Source organism: Kiloniellales bacterium (assembly GCA_030066685.1).
GTDB lineage: Bacteria > Pseudomonadota > Alphaproteobacteria > Kiloniellales > JAKSBE01 > JAKSBE01.
Map to the genome: position 1 here is coordinate 23,616 of JASJBF010000021.1, position 17,193 is coordinate 40,808.

Consider the following 17,193-nt stretch of genomic DNA (forward strand, 5'->3'; position numbering starts at 1 on the left):
GCCGCCGCACGTGGCCAAGAAGGACCGGACCGACAAGGACCTCAAGCCGGACACCCTGCTGTCGCACCTGGGCCGCGATCCGGCCCGCTTCGGCGGCGCGGTCAACACGCCGGTGTTCCGCTGCTCCACCGTCCTGACCGAGGGCATGGAGCAGTGGGAGCGCGGCCGGCAGCGCCGCTTCGAGAAGAACCAGTTCGTCTACGGCCGGCTCGGCACGCCGACGACCTTCTCGCTGGAGGACGCCCTGGCCGGCCTCGAGGGCGGCTACGGTACGGTGCTCGCGTCTTCCGGCCTGGCGGCCATCGCCTGCGCCCTGCTGGCCTTCGCCGAGGCCGGCGGCCACATCCTGGTGACCGACAGCGCCTACGAGCCGACCCGCCGCTTCTGCGACGGGCTGCTCGCCCGCTTCGGGGTCGAGACCGAGTACTACGATCCCCTGATCGGCGCCGGGATCGAAGCCCTCCTGCGGCCCGAGACCAAGGCGGTGTTCTGCGAATCCCCGGGTTCGCTGACCTTCGAAGTCCAGGACCTGCCGGCGATCGCCGCGGCGGCCAAGGCCGAGGGCGTGCCGGTCCTGATCGACAACACCTGGGCGACCCCGCTGTTCCTCAAGCCCTTCGATCTGGGCCTCGACGTCTCGATCCAGGCGGCGACCAAGTACGTCGTCGGCCATTCCGACGCCATGCTGGGGTCGATCACGGCGGCCGACGAGGCCCTCTACTGGCAGATCCGCAAGACGGTCTATGCCCTGGGCAATGCCGCCGGCCCGGACGACGCCTACCTCGGCCTGCGCGGCCTGCGGACGCTGTCGGTCCGGCTCGAGCGGCACCAGGAGAACGGCCTGGAGGTCGCCCGCTGGCTCCAGACCCGGCCCGAGGTCCACCAGGTGCTGCATCCGGCCCTGCCCGACGCACCGGGACACGCGCTCTGGCAGCGCGACTTCACCGGCGCCAGCGGGCTGTTCAGCGTCGTCCTGGCGGCGGACTATCCGCGGGCCGCCCTGGCCGCGATGGTCGACGGGCTCGAGCTTTTCGGCATCGGGGCCAGCTGGGGCGGCTACGAGAGCCTGGTCATCCCGGGCCATCCCGAGCGGACCCGGACGGCGACCGCCTGGGAGGCCCCGGGGGCGCTCCTGCGCTTCCACATCGGCCTGGAGGACCCGGAGGACCTGATCGCCGACCTGGAGGCCGGCTTCGCCCGCCTCACCGCCCGCGCCGCCGCCGAGTGACGTCCGCGCCCTTCGGGCGCGATCGAGGAAGACCGACATGAGCCAAGAGCCCGAAGCGCTGCCCCGGAGCCTGGAAGAGGCCATCGCCTTCGATTCGGACGGCCTGGTGCCGGCGATCGCCCGGCAGCACGACAGCGGCGAGGTCCTGATGATGGCCTGGATGAGCCGGGAGTCCCTGGCCGCGACCCTGGCGAGCGGCCAGGTCACCTACTGGTCGCGCAGCCGCAAGGGCCTGTGGCGCAAAGGCGAGCGCTCGGGCCAGACCCAGGTCCTCAAGCGGCTGCTGATCGACTGCGACGGCGACACCCTGCTGCTGGAGGTGGATCAGGCCGGCGTCGCGTGCCATACGGGACGGCGCAGCTGTTTCTACCGGGCCCTCGACGGCGCGGCCCTGGTCGAGGTGCTGCCGGTCACGGCGGACCCGGCGCGGCTCTACGGCGCGGGCCGGCCGGAGGGAAGCGAATCCTGAACCTGGACGGCGGTCGTGGGAGGACAGGACAGAATGGCTTTGCGCCGCGTTCCGGCCGGGCTCGCCGGCGCTCTGCTGGGGCTGCTGCTGACCACCGCCCCGGCATGGGCCGAGCCCGAGACCGTCACCCTCTTCGCCGCCGCCAGCACCACCGACGCCGTCGCCGAGATCGCCGAGCTCTACGCGGCCGAGACCGGCAACCCGGTCCGGCCGGTCTTCGCCGCCTCCTCGACCCTGGCCCGGCAGATCGTCCAGGGTGCGCCGGCCGACCTCTACCTCTCCGCCAATCCCCGCTGGATGGACCATCTGGCGGAACGGGGCCTGGTCGAGCCCGGGTCTCGCCTCGACCTGCTCGGCAACGCCCTGGTCCTGATCGCGCCCCTGGACTCCGGGGCCGAGGTCGAGATCGCGGCGGGCTTCGACCTGGCGGGCCTGCTCGACGGCCGGCCCCTGGCCCTGGCCGATCCGGACCACGTGCCAGCGGGGCTTTACGCCAAGGCGGCCCTGACCCGCCTGGGGGTCTGGACCCGGGTCAAGGGGCGGATCGCCTATGCCGCCCACGTCCGCGCCGCCCTGGCCCTGGTCGACCGAGGCGAGGCCGCGGCCGGCATCGTCTATGCGACCGACGCCGCCATCGCCCGAAAGGTCAGGGTCCTGGACCGCTTTCCGGCCGAGAGCCATCCGCCGATCCGCTATCCCCTGGCCATGATCGCCGGCCGGCGCCGCGCCGCGGTCGAGGCCTTCCACGACTTCCTGCAGGGGCCCGCCGCTGCCGGGCGCTTCCGCGCGCGCGGCTTCACCCGGCCGGCCGCCGGTTCCTGACCCGGGCCTCGTGAGCTGGATACGCGCGCGCCGATGCTGACGCCCTTCGAAACCGAGGCCCTGGGCCTCAGCCTGCGGGTCGCCTTCTGGAGCGTCACCCTGAGCCTGCCGCTCGGCCTGCTCGCCGCCTGGGCCCTGGCGCGCTGGCAGTTCTACGGCAAGACCCTGCTGAACGGCCTGATCCACCTGCCCCTGGTGCTGCCGCCCGTGGTCGTGGGCTACGGCCTGCTGGTGCTCTTCGGACGCAAGGGCCCCCTTGGCGCCTGGCTCTACGAGACCCTCGGCATCACCCTCGCCTTCACCTGGCGTGGCGCCGCCCTGGCCGCCGCGGTCATGGCCTTTCCCCTGATGGTCCGCGCCATGCGGTTGTCGCTCGAGGCCGTGGACCGGCGCCTGGAGGCGGCGGCGCGGACCCTGGGCGCCGGGCCTGTCAACGTCTTCCTCACCGTCACCCTGCCGCTGATGGCGCCCGGGATCCTGGCCGGGGCGATCCTCGCCTTCGCCCGCAGCCTGGGCGAGTTCGGCGCCACCATCACCTTCGTCTCCAACATCCCGGGGGAGACCCGCACCCTGCCGATCGCGCTCTACACCCTGATCCAGACCCCCGACGGCGAGGCCGGCGCCCTGCGCCTGGCCCTGATCTCGGTGGCCGTCGCGTTGATCGCCCTGGCCGCCTCCGAGGTCATCGCCCGGCGGCTGACGCGCACGGCCTGAAGCCCGGGACGATGCTGGAGATCGACGTCACCAAGGCCTTCGGCGGCTTCGCCCTGGACGCCCAGGTGCACTGCGAGGCCCGGGGCGTGACCGCCCTCTTCGGCCGCTCCGGCGCCGGCAAGACCTCGCTGGTGAACCTGCTGGCCGGCCTGAGCCGGCCCGACCGCGGGCGCATCGCCGTGGCCGGCTCGGTCCTCTTCGACTCCGCCGCCGGCATCGACCTGCCGCCGGAGCGCCGGCGCCTGGGCTACGTCTTCCAGGAGGGCCGCCTCTTCCCGCACCTCTCCGTGAAGGGCAACCTGAGCTACGGCCTGCGCCGGGTGCCGGCGGCCGAGCGGGTCATCGGCCTGGAGCAGATCGTCGGGCTGCTGGGCATCGCCGGGCTGCTCGAGCGCCGGCCGCGCGACCTCTCGGGCGGCGAGAAGCAGCGGGTCGCCCTGGGCCGCGCCCTGCTCGCCAATCCGCGGCTGCTGCTGATGGACGAGCCGCTCTCGGCCCTCGACCAGGCCCGCAAGGACGAGGTCCTGCCCTTCATCGAGCGCCTGCGCGACGAGCTCGAGGTGCCGATCGTCTACGTCACCCACGCCATGGAGGAGATCGTCCGCCTGGCCGATACCCTGGTCCTGATGTCCGAGGGCAAGGTGGTCGCGGTCGGGCCGCTCGAAGAGGTGACCGGCCGCCTAGACCTGCGCCCGCTGACCGGCCGCTACGAGGCCGGCGCGGTGTTGCGCGCGAAGGTCGCCGGCCAGGACCTCGCCTTCGGCCTGACCGAGCTGGCCTTCAAGGGCGGCCGCCTGCGGGTACCGCACCTGAAGCTGCCCCTGGGGACCGAGCTCAGGGTCCGGATCCGGGCCCGCGACGTGGCCCTGGCCCGGAGCGCGCCGGCGGACGTCAGCTTCCTCAACGTCCTGCCGGCCCGGGTCGAGGAGATCGGCAGCGAGGAAGGCCCGCTGCGCGACGTCAAGCTCGCCCTGGGCGGCGAGACGCTCTGGGCCCGGATCACGGCGCGCTCCTGCCACGAGCTCCAGCTGGCGCCGGCGGCCGAGGTCTTCGCCCTGATCAAGGCGGTCGCCCTCGACCGCCACAGCCTGGGGCGCCGCGCCAGCCGCAGCCGCTTCCTGGAGGGCTGAGCCCAACTCTCCAGGCGCGGACCCCTATTCTCGCCGCTCCCAGACCAGCTCGACCCGGCGGTTCTCGGCCCGCCCGGTCTCCGTCCTGTTGCTCGCCAGCGGCGCGGCGTAGCCGACGCCGACAGAGCGGAGCCGGGCCGGCGAGATCTTCTTCTCCGTCTCCAGGTACGCGATCACGGCCCGGGCCCGGCGCTCCGACAGGGCCAGGTTGTCGCCGTAGCCGGCCCGGGTGTCGGTGTGCCCGACGACGAGGTAGCGGTCCGTGGATTGGCCGCGCCGCGCGCGCGGCGGGGACCGCGGGCGACGGAAGGGGCTCGAACTTCGGCTCTCGGACCGCTATCTCTGTGCCATGACCGAGCCGGACCCGACGCAAGACGCCCTTGCCAAGCTGGCGCCCCTCAATGATTGGATCGTGACCGCCGGCCTCGCGGGCGAAGAGGGCGGCGCGCTGATCGAGGGCTACTGCCGGCGCCTCTGCCAGGCCGGGGTGCCGCTGGACCGCTGCGCGGTCGGCGTCGACACCCTGCACCCCGTGCTGCTCGGCAGCAACTTCATCTGGTCGGCGCAAGCGGGGATCTCGCGGCGCGACTACGAGCGCAGCGAGGCCGAGACCGCCGACGAGCTTTGGCTACAGAGTCCCTTCTACTATTTGGCCGAGCGCAAGGAGGCGCGGCTGCGCCTCAAGCCCGGCGGCGTCCAGGACGCCGGCCTGCCGAACTTTCCGATCCTCGCGGAGCTCGAGGCGGCGGGCACGACAGACTACCTGGTCCTGCTGACTCCGCTCTCCGGGGAGGAGGCGATCGGCGACTTCGACACGCTCTACTCCTCTTGGACGACGCAGCATCCCGAAGGCTTCTCGACCGGCCAGCTCGCGATCATCGAGGGCTCCCTGCCGACGCTCTGCCTGGCCCTCAAGTCGGCCCTGACCCGCGGGATCACCGAGACCCTGATGCAGACCTACCTGGGCCAGGACGCCGGCCGGCGGGTGCTGAGCGGCAAAATCGAGCGCGGCACCGCCGAGGCCATCGAGGCGGTGCTCTGGTACAGCGACCTGCGCGGCTTCACCCGGATCGCCGACACCGCGCCGAGCGAGACCCTGCTGCGCCTGCTCAACGACTACGCTGCCTGCGTGGTCGAGACCCTGCACGCCCACGACGGCCAGGTCCTGAAATTCGTCGGCGACGGCATCCTGGCGATCTTCAAGCTGGACGACTCCCGCGCCGCCGGCGCACGCGCCCTCGACGCCGCGGAGGCGCTGCTGGCGCGCGTCGACGCGCTCAACACAGATCGCGGCGCGGCCGGGCTGCCGAGCAGCGACATCTACCTGGCGCTGCACCTCGGCGAGGTGCTCTACGGCAACATCGGCAGCCTTGAGCGCCTCGACTTCACGGTCGTCGGCCCGGCGGTCAACGAGGTCAGCCGGATCGAGGGGCTCTGCCGGAACCTGGACCAGCGGGTGCTGGTCTCCTCGGACTTCGCCGCCGGCGCTCCGGCGGCGCGGTCCCGGCTGGTCTCACTGGGACGCTACGCCCTGCGCGGCGTCTCCGAGCCGCAGGAGCTCTTCACCCTGGAGCCGCGCTGAGCGGCCTCACTTCGCTTCCGGCTTTTCCAGGATCAGGGCGAAGATCCGGTGGTCGACGGCCAGGGGATCCTCCGGGAAATGCCGCGCGAGCTCGGCCGCCAGCTCGGCGTCGAAACGCGCCAGGGTCTGCGGGTCCATGACCGGAGCGACCCGCGCGCTGGCTCGGACCCGCCCGCACCAGGCCTCCCGGCCGTAGCCGAGCGCCTCGCTGTAGGCGAAGGCCTCGTAGTCGGCAAAGCCGGCCGCGACGAGCGCGCCGAGCCATTTCGGGAACTCGAAGGTGTAGCGGCCGGCGGGCCGCCGGGGCGAGAGCCGGTCGATCACCCGCGCCGTCACGTCGACGACGTTGCCCGGCCTCCCCTGCCAGTCCAGATGGGCGATCAGAAGCCGCCCACCCGGCCTGAGCAGCCGGAAGGCCTCCCGCGCCGCCGCCGCCCGGTCGAACCAGTGCCAAGCGGTGCCGGCGGCGACGACATCGAAGCCCGCCGAGGCCAGCCCGGTGTCCTCGGCCCGGCCCAGGCGATAGGCGACCTCGAGGCCCGCCGCCTCAGAGGCCGCCCGGGCCTCGGCCAGCAGGGCCTCGGAGCGGTCCAGGCCGGTCACCCGGGCGCCAGCGGCGGCGAAGGCCTGCGCCAGGAGCCCGGTCCCGGTCCCGAGGTCGAGGACCGCCTGACCCGGGGTGCCGATCCGATAGTCCGAGAGCCGCGAGAAGAAGCTGGGCGGAAAGCCCTGGCGGAAGCGCGCGTAGTCGGCCGCCGCCTTGCCGAAATCAGCCATCGCTCCGCTCCCGAAGCGGCAGCCTCGGAACGCTCTGGCCGCAGCGGCGTCGCACCTGACCACGGCGAAAGGCGCCGAAGGGCTGTCGTGCGCTCAAGGACGTCCGGCCCTGTGGCGGAAACATTAAGCCTGTGGCGGAAATACAACAAATGCAGGATTTCTGTGACAAGTCCAACATAGTTAATAACAAGTTACCCGATCTGCGCTACATATACCCTCGGTTGGCTGCAGGCGTGCGATGGAGACCAACTGGGGGAGAACGATGAGCACGACTGAACAGCTCATAGAGAAGGCAGCGGCCGTCGTGGCCGGCGTTTTTCTTGTCTGGGCTTTACTCGAGCAGACGTCGCTGTTCAGCGCCTACGCGCTGTTCTGACGAAGACCGCACGATCCTGGCGCCAGCCCGGAGCTTGCGAGCCAATTTGCAATTCCAATGCGTAGCCGGCCGCGCCGCAGGTTGTAATCAGCCTGCGACGGCCGGTAACGCATAGATCGCAATCGCCAAGAAATGGCAGACGCTGCCGCCGATCACGAAGAGATGCCAGATCGCGTGATTGAAGGGCAGGCTGCGCCAGAGGAAGAATACGACCCCCGCCGTGTAGGCGAAACCGCCGGACAGCAATAGCCAGGCGCCGCCGGTCCCCAGGCTGTCGAAGATCGTGTCGCTCCAGGGGAAGCCGAGCCAGCCCATACCCAGGAACACGGGGATGAGACCCCAGTGCAGGCGGCCGAACCAGAGCCGGACCCCGATCCCAATCAGGGCCATGCTCCAGATCACACCGAAGAGGACCCAACCCAGCGGCTTCGGGAAAGCCAGCAGGGTAATCGGCGTGTAGGTCCCGGCGATCAGCAGAAAGATCGCGCAGTGGTCGGCGGCCAGAAAGATCGACTTGGCCGCCCGATGCCAGGTGCCGTGATAGAGCGCGGAGGACAGGTAGGTCAGAAACAGGGTGGCGCCGTAGATTGCCGAGGTCACGATCGCCCAGACGCTGCCGGTGAAGGCGGCCAGAACCACGATCAACGCCAAGGCCGCCGCGGAGAGCACGGCCCCGATGCCATGGGTCACGGCATTGGCCAGCTCCTCGTAGAGGCTCTCCCCGTCCCGCTCGATCGCGCTGCGCAAGTCCCGGTCCACCCGTTTCAAACGTCACCTCCCTGCTGAGGATCACACGATAGCCAGGGCCGGCCCGGGGTGCCAGTGCCGTCTTGATGATCAATTCGTGAACCGCTGCGCCAGGCTCAGGGAGGCAAAAAGATCCATAAATTTGAATAAATAATTCGCCCTTTCTAAGTGATCAATTTAACTGAGCAATAGAAAAAGCGACAATATACCTAGAGCCTCGACTGGGGTTTCGAAAACAAAGTTCCCACCGTGGCAGCGAAAAAACACGACATAGACTTAGACGCGCGGGAGAGGCTCGCCCTCCGGTTTCGTTCGGCGGAGGCGATCCTGGACATCTGCCTGGTCGCGGCAATCTGTCTGGCCCTGCTGTTGGTGACCTGGGTGGTGACTCAGGGCACATAATCCGGGGCGAGCGGGCCGTGCCGCCCGCCCGTCCCCTTCCGGGCGCGACCTACTTCGGCTTGGCCGCAACCGGCTTGCCGCCGGCCGGAGCGCTTCTCACCGGCTTGCCGTTGTCGCGCACGATCCGCCCTTCGTAGTCGTAGACGAAGCTGGCGCTCTCGAAGAAGCTGAAGGGAACCTCGAGGCCGATCTCGCGGGCCTTCAGGAAGTTGATGGCGATGTCCGGCGGCGACACGATCCCGACCGGCAGGTCGCCGACCTCCACCCGCTCCTGCAGCACGTCGGCGCCGTAGATCGCCGCAAGGTGGGCGTTGCTCTCGAAGCTGACGCCGATCGAGAGCACGGCGCTGTTCGGCCCGGGCATGACGACGTCAGGCACGACGCTGAGGACCGGGACCCGGTCCGCGTTCTCGTTGATCGTCGCGATCTCGCGGAACACCACCGTGCTTCCGGTGATCCAGAAGGCGCTATTGCTGAGCGTCGGGTCGTTCTTGCGCATGACCGCGACCGCTTTGGCGACCAGAGTCTCGAGCTCCTCGGCAGCCCCTTCGGGCGTCTCGACGGCAAGCTCCTGGACCCGGATCCCGAGGCGCTCGGCATAGCGCTTCATCGGCTTGGCCTGGGTCTCGACGGCGCTGACGTTCTTGCTGTTGACCAGGATGCCGAGGTTCTTGAGATCGGGCTTCAGCTCCTTGACGTAGGCCATCTGGACTTCGATCGGCATGTTGAGCGAGGTGAAGGCGAAGTTGGAGCCGGTGCCGACCTCGTAGCTGGGCGCCTGCCCCAGCACCACCGGGTCCTTCGAGCAGACCGAGACGATCGGGATCTCCCCGCCGCGGTAGTTGTCCCACAGCCAGGCGGTGGTTTCCGAGCCCATCGAGAAGACCAGGCGATAGCCCCGCTCCTCGGCGATCTTGAGCCCGCGCTTGCCTCGCCCGTGGTCCTTGCCGAAGTTGTAGAGCAGGAACTCCGCGTTGATTTCCTTCTCCTCGAAGACGTCGAGGATCTTGTTCATCGCGATGTCGTAGGCCGAGGAGGGCCGCGGGAAGATGACCATGACCGGCAGGACCGGTCCGGTGACATCCGGCTGCTTCTTGCGGATCAGGACCTGGCTGTCGTCGTCCTCGACCTCGACGAAGTTCCAGGCGCGAAGGCTCTGCTCGGAAGGCGTGAACCAGGTCTCATAGGCCGGCTCCGCCCGCGCGGACAGGCTGCAGACAGCGACCAGAAGAAAGGCCGAAAGGAAGGCTGCGGCGCTCGACAGCCGCTTCGTTGCGAGAGGCATCATCATCTTGCGATCTCCCTGGAAGCAGTCCCCCCCGGGCCGGGCAGGGACGGCAGCGCGAAGAGGATCCCGAAGGCCAGCACGGCGCTGCCCAGCCAGAGCAGCACCTGGGTCCCCTGCCCGCCGATCAGGAACAACTGCGCCACAATCATGGGACCGGCGATATGTCCCAGGCGCTCGAGGAAACGATAGGTGGCGGTCAGCGAGCTGGCCCCGACCCTCGCGGCCAGCCGCGAATCCGCGACATGGGTCACCACCGGCGCGTTGATCAGGCCGTGAGCGATCCCGATCGTCGCCACGCCGACGACCAGGACCGGCGTGACCAGCGCGGAGTCGCCGCCGGCCGCGCCGGGCGGCAGCCAGCCGATCACGCCGATCAGGAACAGGCCGGCGCCGCTGACGACCGCGCCGAAGAAGAGCACGCCCTGAGTCCGACCGGTCCGGTCGACCACCCGCGCGGCGAAGAGGCTGGCGACGACCACGCCGGCGGCATAGACCATGATGATCTGGCCGATGTCCTCCTGGGCGTAGTGGTACTGCGACAGCAGCAGCGGCAGCGCGAAGATGATTACGCCGGTCAGCACCGCCTTGGCCGGGATGCCGATCAGCAGCATGGTCTTGAGGAAGTCGAGGCAGCGCAGGACCTTGCCGATGTTGGCGAGGATCTGGCCCGGCGAGAAGCCGATCGGCGCCTCGAGCACCTCCTCGCGGGGCACGGCCGGCACCAGGGTCAAGGCATAGACCGCCAGGCTGAAGGCGATGACCCCGCTCAGCAGGAAGACCCCGGTCGGGCCCATGTAGGTGACCAGCAGCGAGCCGATCGCCATCCCGGCGATCATCCCGCCCTGGAAGCCGAAGACGATGATCGCCGCACCCTGGGTCCGGCGGTCCGGCGGCGCCATGGCCAGAATGTAGGACTGGACGCCGATGAACAGCATGCCCTGCCCGATGCCCGAGAGCGCCCGTGCCGCCAGGACCAGGCCGAAGCCGCCGCCGGAGGCGAGCAGCAGCAGGCCGCCGCCGGCGAGCAGCAGGCCGAGGTAGATCAGGGGCCGCGGCGAGTGGTGCTGCGCGAAGTGGCCGGCCGGCACCAGGGCCAGGGCGAAGCAGAGGTAGAAGGCGATGAAGGGCGCCGAGCCGAAGCCGGCGGACAGGCCGGCGGACTCGACCACCTGGTAGACGAACTGGGGCAGGAAGGCGTAGTTGAGGTGCTCCAGGAAGACCGCGGCGAAGAACACCGGCTTGATCAGGTTCAAGGCCAGGGCCTGGTGGCGGCGCCGTTCGGCGGGATCCGGCGGCGTCGGGGCCGCGGACACACCCCGCTTGACCGATCCTGCGAGCTGCAGGAACAGCCCGGCGAAGAGCGCCGAGGCGACGAAAAGGGCGGCGAAGTTCTTCACGCTGCGGGCGATCTCGCGGTAGACCAGCGCCGTCGGCAGGGCCACCGCGACCCGGATCTCGCGCGGGCTGCCCGGCGGTGTCAGGTCGACCACGTAGTCGTAGGTGCTGCGGCTCGAGCGCCAGGGCCGGCCGACCTCCCCGGGATCGGTGTGGATCGCGACCCGGCCGTCCACCGTCAGGCCGGCCGCGCTGATGTCCGGGTTGAGCCGGACGTAGTCGCCGAAGGTCCGGTCGAGACCGCCGATCTCGTCGATGTCGATGTTGAAGGCGACCAGACCCGAAAGCCGCTGGCCCAGGGAATCGGCCAGGGCCTTGGCCTTGACCTGGGCGCCCTCGGAGTAGAGCGAGACCAGGGTCCAGATGACCGCGGCCGCCATGATCAGGAAGGTGATGGCGTAGGCCATCTGCAGCCAGGGCAAGCGCAGCGACCGGGCCGTGGGCACGCCGAAGAAGACGAAGAGCGCAAACAGCAGCGATAGCCCGAGCGCCACTACGAGCAGCGGCCGGAAGCCCTCCGCGACGCGCTCCTCGACCACGGCGCGGGGCATGGTCACGGCCAGACGGCCCACGGTCTCGAACTTGTTCCGGAGGGGCAGGACGATCTGATACTCGGCCGCGCTCTCACGAAGCTCGTAGCCCGAGTCGGCCGGCGCCCTCATCGGCGGCTTTTCGAGCAGCACCGCGCTCGCGCTGCCGCTGGCGAAGACCGGCTCGTCGTTGCGGTCGAAGGTGGTCATGGCGGCGACCGCCGGGTCCGCTTCCAGGATCGGCTCGGTCAGGGTGGCGAAGCCGACGAACTGCTTGAGCGGCAGCCCGGGCCGGAGAAAGGCCTCCATGGTGCTCTGCACGACCCGCGCCTGGGCCACCAGCTTGTCCAGGTAGAACTGCTGGTAGGTCCGCTGCGCCTCGCCGAAGCCGATGTACATCAGCAGGAAGAGTGACAGGCCCGAGACCAGGAGCATGGTCACGGCATCGACCGCACGCTTCCGAAAGCTGGCCTCGGACGTCATGGCGCAGGCCTTAGGGTCAGTCGATCAGACCGGCCTGAACGACCGGCGCGGCCTTGGGCCTCGGATGGCGGATCCGGCAGGGCAGGCAGCGACGCCGGCCGCGGCCGGTCGGGTTCGCCGGAGCCGGACCGAGCGGGTTCAACCTGAGAGAATACATCCGAACCCCGAAACAATGCTTGGTGTACTTGAATAAATTACCTATGCTTAGTTAAGATTGGCCTAAACCTCCTCGCGACCCAAAAGTCATACCCAAGCAAAACTTGCCTGAATGCTGATTCGGAATACGGGGCCGAGCACCCTGGCATCCCCTTGTTCGACGGGAGCTTGTGGCTTTTGCCACTGTCGGCGGCGCCGCATTCGAGGAATGCTTCCAGAGTGGAAAGCGATGAGGTCTTGGGCCCGACCCCAAAAGGAGTAGCTAGAGCCTTCATTTCACTATGGAATATTTTACTTTGTGCTTTATTTAGAAAACATTGACGGTAACTAAGACTTCATTAATTTCTCACGACTACTTTACTTGTAAGTTTGTGTTTACTGAACACCCGATCCTCGTGACAACCGGCAGGTTCGGTGGAGGTCGGGCGTTCCCGGACGGCGCCGGGCCCGCTGTCGGCCCCTGCGGCCGACGCGGCGGCAGCCGGGGGTCGGAGGCGGCGTCGGCGCCTTTGCGGAGCCCGGCAGGGCATCGCCCGACTCGGCGCGAAGCAGGGTGGGAAGGACAGTGGTCGAGACGGAGGACGCCGCTTCGGTGAATGGCACGCCGCTGGCCCAGCTGCTGCGGCGCCAGGGCGCGCTGTTCCGACTCTCGGCCCGGGGCGACGCCCTGGAGACCGTTCTCGAGGAGCTCGCGCTGATCTGCGAAGCCGCCTTGCGACCGGCGCGCTGCACGATCCACCTGCTGGAGCCGGCCGCCGCGGCTCTACATCTGGCGGCGGCGCCCGGCCTGCCTTCATACCTGCGTGCGGCCCTGCGTGAGGTCCCGGTCGACGCCCCCGCCTACCCCTTCACCAAGGCGGTCCGCCGCGACGAGCTGGTCGCCGTCGAGGACCTCTCCGGCGAGCGGTGCTGGCGGGATCTGGCCCGGCTGATCGCGCCGGAGGGCCTCGGCGCCTGCTGGGCGCAGCCGATCCGCGACGCCGAGGGCAAGGTGCTGGGCGCCGTCAGCCTGTTCTTCGAGGCCGCGCCGCCGCCCGGTCCCGAGGACCTCGGCTTCCTCGACGCCGTCGCCGACCTGGCCGCCTTCCTGGTCCACCACGAGTCCAACGAGCGCTCGCTGCGCCGTGCCGACGAGCGCCTGGCGACGCTGGCCGGCACGCTTCCCGGAGTGGTCTACCAGCGCCTGGTCACGCCCGAGGGCAACATCCGCTACACCTACATCAGCGAGGGGGTGAAGGACCTCTTCGGGGTCACGCCCCAGGAGATCCTGCGCAACCCCAACGCCCTCTTCGACTGCCACGGACCGGCCTACAAGGCGACCTTCCGGGAACGCCTCTTGAAGGCCTCGCGCGAGCTCAGCCTGTGGGACGTCGAGGCCCAGATCATCACCCGCGACGGCGAGGAGAAGTGGACCCACGCCATCGCCCGGCCGAACCGCCGGCCCGACGGCTCGGTGCTCTGGGACGGCGTGATCCTGGACGCCTCGCGGATCAAGGAGGCGGAGCGCGCCGCCGCCGCGGCCTCGGCGCAGACCCGGCGGATCATCGTCGAGAGCCTGTCCCAGGGCCTGATCCTCTTCGACCCCGAGGACCGGCTGGTGATCTGCAACGCCCGCTACCTCGAGCTCTATCCGGGCATCGAGGAGGTCGCCCGGCCGGGGGCCGGCTATGCCGAGGTGGCCCGGAGCGAGATCGAGCAGCTGGACCGGAGCGCGGGCCCGGACAGCGTGGCGCAGCGCCTGGAGCGGCGTCTGGCCAAGCACCGCAAACCTGCCCACCAGGTCGAGCGGCAATGGCCCGACGGCCGCTGGATCCTGATCGACGAGCACCGGACCCCGGACGGCAGCACGGTCTGCCTCTACACCGAGGTCACCGACCTCAAGCGCCGCGAGGCCGAGCTGCAGCGCGCCCGCGGCGCGGCCGAGACCGCCAACCTCAAGCTGGAGCGCACCAACGCCCAGCTCGACATCGCGCTCGCCCAGATGGCCCAGGGGCTCTGCGTCTTCGACGCCGAGCAGAAGCTGGTGCTCTGTAACCGGCACTACGGCGAGCTTTTCGGCCTGCCCGAGGCCCTGGTCCAGCCGGGAGTCTCGGTGCGCGCCCAGATCGAGCACAGCTTCGGCGGCGGCGCCCGGGCGGAGGTCTGGCAGCAGCGCCTGGTCGAGGAGCGGCTCGAGCAGGCCGGCCGGCCCTCGGAGACCAGCTACCTCCTGGAGCTGCCGGACGGCCGGGTCATCGAGGTCATGCACCGGCCGCTGGACGACGGCGGCGCGGTCGAGACCTTCACCGACGTCACCGAGAAGGCGGCGACCCAGCGGGCCCTACACGAAAGCGAGGACCGGCTGCGCGGCCAGCTCGCCGAGCTGATGGAGAACCGCGAGCGCCTGGAGGAGCAGCGCGAGGAGCTCAGGAAGCTGGCCGAGGGCCTGGCCTGGGCGGTCGAGGAGGCCGAGGCCGCGAACCGGGCCAAGTCGGAGTTCCTGGCCAAGATGAGCCACGAGCTGCGCACCCCGCTGAACGCGGTGATCGGCTTCTCGGAGGCGATGAAGGCGGAGATCTTCGGGCCGATCGGCAACGCCCGCTACCAGGGCTACGTCGACAACATCTGCGACAGCGGCACTCACCTGCTGGGCCTGATCAACGACCTGCTGGACCTCTCCAAGGTCGAGGCCGGCGGCTTCAACCTCAACGAGGAGACCCTCGAGGCCGCCAAGCTCTTCGAGGTCTGCGAGCGGCTGATGGAGGAGCGCGCCGAGTACGCCGGCCAGCGCCTGGAGGTGCGCTGCCCGCCCGACCTGCCGCGCTTCCGGGCCGACGGCATGCGGCTCAAGCAGGTCCTGCTGAACCTCTTGTCCAACGCGATCAAGTACACCCCCGAGGGCGGCCGGGTGACCATGGCGGCCGGGCTCCTGGACGACGGCGGCCTGGAGCTGAGCGTCGCCGACACCGGGATCGGGATCAGCCCGGCGCAGCTGCCGCTGGTCATGCAGCCCTTCCGCCAGGCCGAGAACGCCATGTGCCGCGGCCACGAGGGCACCGGCCTCGGCCTGCCCCTGGCCAAGGCCCTGGTCGAGCTGCACGGCGGCAGCCTGGTGATCGAGAGCGCGCCCGGCCGCGGCACCCTGGCCCGCATCCAGCTGCCCGCGTCGCGGATCGAGACCGCCCTCATCGAGGCCGCCCCGCTCCAGCCCGAAGCCCTGCAGAAGCCGGCCTGACGGGCCCCAGCGCAAAGGACGTCTCAATCGGCGGGGGACGTGGCGCGCCCGGCAGGATTCGAACCTGCGACCCCAAGCTTAGAAGGCTCGTGCTCTATCCAGCTGAGCTACGGGCGCGCGGTGAGGGCAAGAACCCTGGAATACCCCGCCCGGCGGGGGCCGTCCAGCGGCAAGGCAGGCGAACGCCCGGCCCGGCGCGCCCCGACCGATGCGGCCGGCGCAAAATCGGGGCGTGTCCGCCCGGCCACCCTGTGTCTCTCATGCAACAGTCCCGGGCCGATCGCGGCCGTTCTGGCGGAAGCCGCTCGACCCTTACCTTGCGTTAACCAATCTTAACTTAGCTGGAGAAAGTGAGCTGCCCCCGCGTCGGCTTCGACGGCGGTCCCCGAGGCGGGCGCAAGACCGAGGATGAGAGACATGCCCTTCCCAGCCCGAGACCTGATCGACCGGCTCCGCGCCGAGGCCGCCGCAGCCGCAAAGACCCTCCTGGACTTCGCCACCCCGCCGCTGGTGCCGGCCGTGGCCGGCAACGCCGCCCCCTGTCCCGCCGACACCGGCCCGACGCGCGGCTCTCTGCTTGTTCCAGCGCCCGAGCTGACCCCTGACAAGGCCGCGATCCTGGCCGACATCCGGGCCCTGACCGAGGAACTGGACCGGCAAAACCGCCGCGCCGTGCCATTGACCGTCACGCATCGACCCAACGGCCCGCTCGGAGCAGCGGTCGCCGCCGGCTGCCTCTGGCTCGAGGGCTAGATCAAACTGCGCTCAACTGAGATCAATTGAGCGCAGATAATTTGATCTATCTCAAATAGATAGAGCAGCGCATCTGCGTTCGAACGAACGCAGGCTGCTCGAGGTTTTACCGGTCCGAAGACCCGTTGGCCCGTTCCTTTCAGGAGGCGTGATCCGTCGCCACGACGGACGCGCCCGAAGTCCGCAAGGTCCCTTCGCGCATCTCCGGCCTAATGGGTCCAGCGCAGCGGGCGGTTGGTGGCGAAGTTGGCGGCGTAGGACTTTGGGCGCAGCTTGCGCTTGTGCGGCTCTTCCACGGTGTACATGTAGCCCTGGGCCTTGGCGTAGGCGACCGCCTCCTCCTTGCTCGGGAACCAGAGCCGGAGCTGGCCCTTGGTGTCGTCCGAGGAGGTCCAGCCCATCAGCGGCTCGACCCGGCGCCGGGTCTCGGGCTCGAACTCCAGCAGCCAGCGCTCGGTCTTGGCCCGGCCGGACTGCATGGCCGTCTTGGGCGGCTGGTAGATCCTCACCTGCATGACCTTGAACCCCCGTCGTCGTCAGAAGCCTTTGGGCGCCGGCGTCCCGGGCTGGTCGGGGCGACTGGATTCGAACCAACGACCTCCTGCTCCCAAAGCAGGCGCTCTACCAGGCTGAGCTACGCCCCGCGGCGCAGAAGCTATGCGGTTTTCCGGGCCTCAGCAAGGCGCGAAATCGGACCAGGAGTGGCACCCGGGTGCCACGAGAGGTCACAGGGTCCAGGAATGCGTTCTTCCTGTGTTCAAGTTTCGATGCGATGCCATCCCCAGGTGCCTGGCGCACCCCTTTCACACCTCCGAGAGACCGGCGCCGCCGCACCCCTTGCTCGGTGCCAGGGCTGCCACTTGGGCGACAATAGCCACCTCGAGACACCGATCGCGCGTCCGGTGGCCGACGACCCGGTGCCGCAGGTGGTGCGGAAGAGGCGCTGCAGCCGCTGTGGCGGGAAGTCGATCAAGATGCGGCCAGCGTGGCCGACCCGGACTTGGGCTTCTCATGTGACGTCCGCTCTTGGGGGATCTGCCGACGTGCCGATGCCTGGCTACGGCCGGTAAGATCCAGCCAACTCCGGAAGCTCATCTGTTCCTTCATTTCGAGGATTGCGCTGAGAG

13 protein-coding genes, 2 tRNA genes and 1 pseudogene are annotated in these 17,193 nt (G+C 69.6%); 8 read left to right on the plus strand and 8 right to left on the minus strand.

Translation table 11 applies throughout. From position 1 onward, the window contains the following. Positions 1–10: 10 nt before the first annotated feature. From metC to modC, 5 genes are read left to right on the plus strand one after another with little or no spacing between them, the layout of a single operon-like run. A complete protein-coding gene (gene metC, locus QNJ30_13420; GenBank protein ID MDJ0944466.1) occupies positions 11–1,228 on the plus strand; it encodes a cystathionine beta-lyase in 1,218 nt (405 codons plus the stop codon). 37 nt (positions 1,229–1,265) lie between these two features. Continuing rightward, positions 1,266–1,697, plus strand: coding sequence for a phosphoribosyl-AMP cyclohydrolase (gene hisI / locus QNJ30_13425; GenBank protein MDJ0944467.1), 432 nt, complete (start codon positions 1,266–1,268; stop codon positions 1,695–1,697). Between the two features lie 33 nt (positions 1,698–1,730). Next, positions 1,731–2,519 (plus strand): molybdate ABC transporter substrate-binding protein, encoded by a 789-nt coding sequence (gene modA / locus QNJ30_13430; GenBank protein MDJ0944468.1) that lies wholly within the window; start codon positions 1,731–1,733, stop codon positions 2,517–2,519. 33 nt (positions 2,520–2,552) lie between these two features. Next, positions 2,553–3,233, plus strand: coding sequence for a molybdate ABC transporter permease subunit (gene modB / locus QNJ30_13435; GenBank protein MDJ0944469.1), 681 nt, complete (start codon positions 2,553–2,555; stop codon positions 3,231–3,233). A gap of 11 nt (positions 3,234–3,244) precedes the next feature. Then, entirely contained in the window at positions 3,245–4,363 is a 1,119-nt protein-coding gene (modC, locus tag QNJ30_13440; protein ID MDJ0944470.1) for a molybdenum ABC transporter ATP-binding protein, read from the plus strand. Between the two features lie 24 nt (positions 4,364–4,387). Here modC and QNJ30_13445 read toward each other — a convergent pair. Then, positions 4,388–4,573: pseudogene (locus tag QNJ30_13445) on the minus strand (OmpA family protein). A gap of 52 nt (positions 4,574–4,625) precedes the next feature. On the opposite strand from QNJ30_13445, the gene QNJ30_13450 reads away from it, so the two are divergent. Continuing rightward, complete coding sequence (locus QNJ30_13450) at positions 4,626–5,945, plus strand: adenylate/guanylate cyclase domain-containing protein (protein MDJ0944471.1); 1,320 nt, start codon at positions 4,626–4,628, stop codon at positions 5,943–5,945. 6 nt (positions 5,946–5,951) lie between these two features. On the opposite strand, the gene QNJ30_13455 is transcribed toward QNJ30_13450, so the two are convergent. The 4 genes from QNJ30_13455 to QNJ30_13470 form a co-directional block, all read right to left on the minus strand. Further along, entirely contained in the window at positions 5,952–6,722 is a 771-nt protein-coding gene (locus tag QNJ30_13455; protein ID MDJ0944472.1) for a methyltransferase domain-containing protein, read from the minus strand. A 463-nt stretch (positions 6,723–7,185) separates the two neighbouring features. Beyond that, on the minus strand, positions 7,186–7,857 hold the full coding sequence (locus tag QNJ30_13460) for a hemolysin III family protein (protein MDJ0944473.1): 672 nt from the start codon (positions 7,855–7,857) through the stop codon (positions 7,186–7,188). 439 nt (positions 7,858–8,296) lie between these two features. Continuing rightward, positions 8,297–9,538: an ABC transporter substrate binding protein gene (locus QNJ30_13465; GenBank protein MDJ0944474.1), complete on the minus strand. Its 1,242-nt coding sequence runs from the start codon at positions 9,536–9,538 to the stop codon at positions 8,297–8,299. Next, positions 9,535–11,943 carry an MFS transporter gene (locus tag QNJ30_13470; GenBank protein MDJ0944475.1) on the minus strand — a complete coding sequence of 803 codons (2,409 nt, stop codon included), beginning with the start codon at positions 11,941–11,943 and terminating at the stop codon, positions 9,535–9,537. The genes QNJ30_13465 and QNJ30_13470 overlap by 4 nt, the downstream gene beginning before the upstream one ends. A 721-nt stretch (positions 11,944–12,664) precedes the next feature. Between QNJ30_13470 and QNJ30_13475 the strand changes: the two genes are divergently transcribed. Further along, positions 12,665–15,313: a PAS-domain containing protein gene (locus QNJ30_13475; GenBank protein MDJ0944476.1), complete on the plus strand. Its 2,649-nt coding sequence runs from the start codon at positions 12,665–12,667 to the stop codon at positions 15,311–15,313. Positions 15,314–15,353: 40 nt separating this feature from the next. On the opposite strand, the gene QNJ30_13480 is transcribed toward QNJ30_13475, so the two are convergent. After that, positions 15,354–15,430, minus strand: a tRNA-Arg gene (locus QNJ30_13480). A gap of 300 nt (positions 15,431–15,730) precedes the next feature. On the opposite strand from QNJ30_13480, the gene QNJ30_13485 reads away from it, so the two are divergent. Next, positions 15,731–16,066 (plus strand): hypothetical protein, encoded by a 336-nt coding sequence (locus tag QNJ30_13485; GenBank protein MDJ0944477.1) that lies wholly within the window; start codon positions 15,731–15,733, stop codon positions 16,064–16,066. A 209-nt stretch (positions 16,067–16,275) separates the two neighbouring features. Here the strand turns inward: QNJ30_13485 and QNJ30_13490 are convergent, their stop codons facing one another. Next, on the minus strand, positions 16,276–16,581 hold the full coding sequence (locus QNJ30_13490; GenBank protein ID MDJ0944478.1) for an ETC complex I subunit: 306 nt from the start codon (positions 16,579–16,581) through the stop codon (positions 16,276–16,278). A 52-nt stretch (positions 16,582–16,633) separates the two neighbouring features. Beyond that, positions 16,634–16,710, minus strand: a tRNA-Pro gene (locus tag QNJ30_13495). Positions 16,711–17,193 lie beyond the last annotated feature (483 nt).

Bases quoted from the DNA above. Each gene is read 5' to 3' on its own strand.
- hisI (MDJ0944467.1), top strand. From the start codon at position 1,266: ATGAGCCAAGAGCCCGAAGCGCTGCCCCGGAGCCTGGAAGAGGCCATC.
- modA (MDJ0944468.1), top strand. From the start codon at position 1,731: ATGGCTTTGCGCCGCGTTCCGGCCGGGCTCGCCGGCGCTCTGCTGGGG.
- modB (MDJ0944469.1), top strand. From the start codon at position 2,553: ATGCTGACGCCCTTCGAAACCGAGGCCCTGGGCCTCAGCCTGCGGGTC.
- modC (MDJ0944470.1), top strand. From the start codon at position 3,245: ATGCTGGAGATCGACGTCACCAAGGCCTTCGGCGGCTTCGCCCTGGAC.
- QNJ30_13455 (MDJ0944472.1), bottom strand. From the start codon at position 6,722: ATGGCTGATTTCGGCAAGGCGGCGGCCGACTACGCGCGCTTCCGCCAG.
- QNJ30_13465 (MDJ0944474.1), bottom strand. From the start codon at position 9,538: ATGATGATGCCTCTCGCAACGAAGCGGCTGTCGAGCGCCGCAGCCTTC.
- QNJ30_13470 (MDJ0944475.1), bottom strand. From the start codon at position 11,943: ATGACGTCCGAGGCCAGCTTTCGGAAGCGTGCGGTCGATGCCGTGACC.
- QNJ30_13485 (MDJ0944477.1), top strand. From the start codon at position 15,731: ATGCCCTTCCCAGCCCGAGACCTGATCGACCGGCTCCGCGCCGAGGCC.
- QNJ30_13490 (MDJ0944478.1), bottom strand. From the start codon at position 16,581: ATGCAGGTGAGGATCTACCAGCCGCCCAAGACGGCCATGCAGTCCGGC.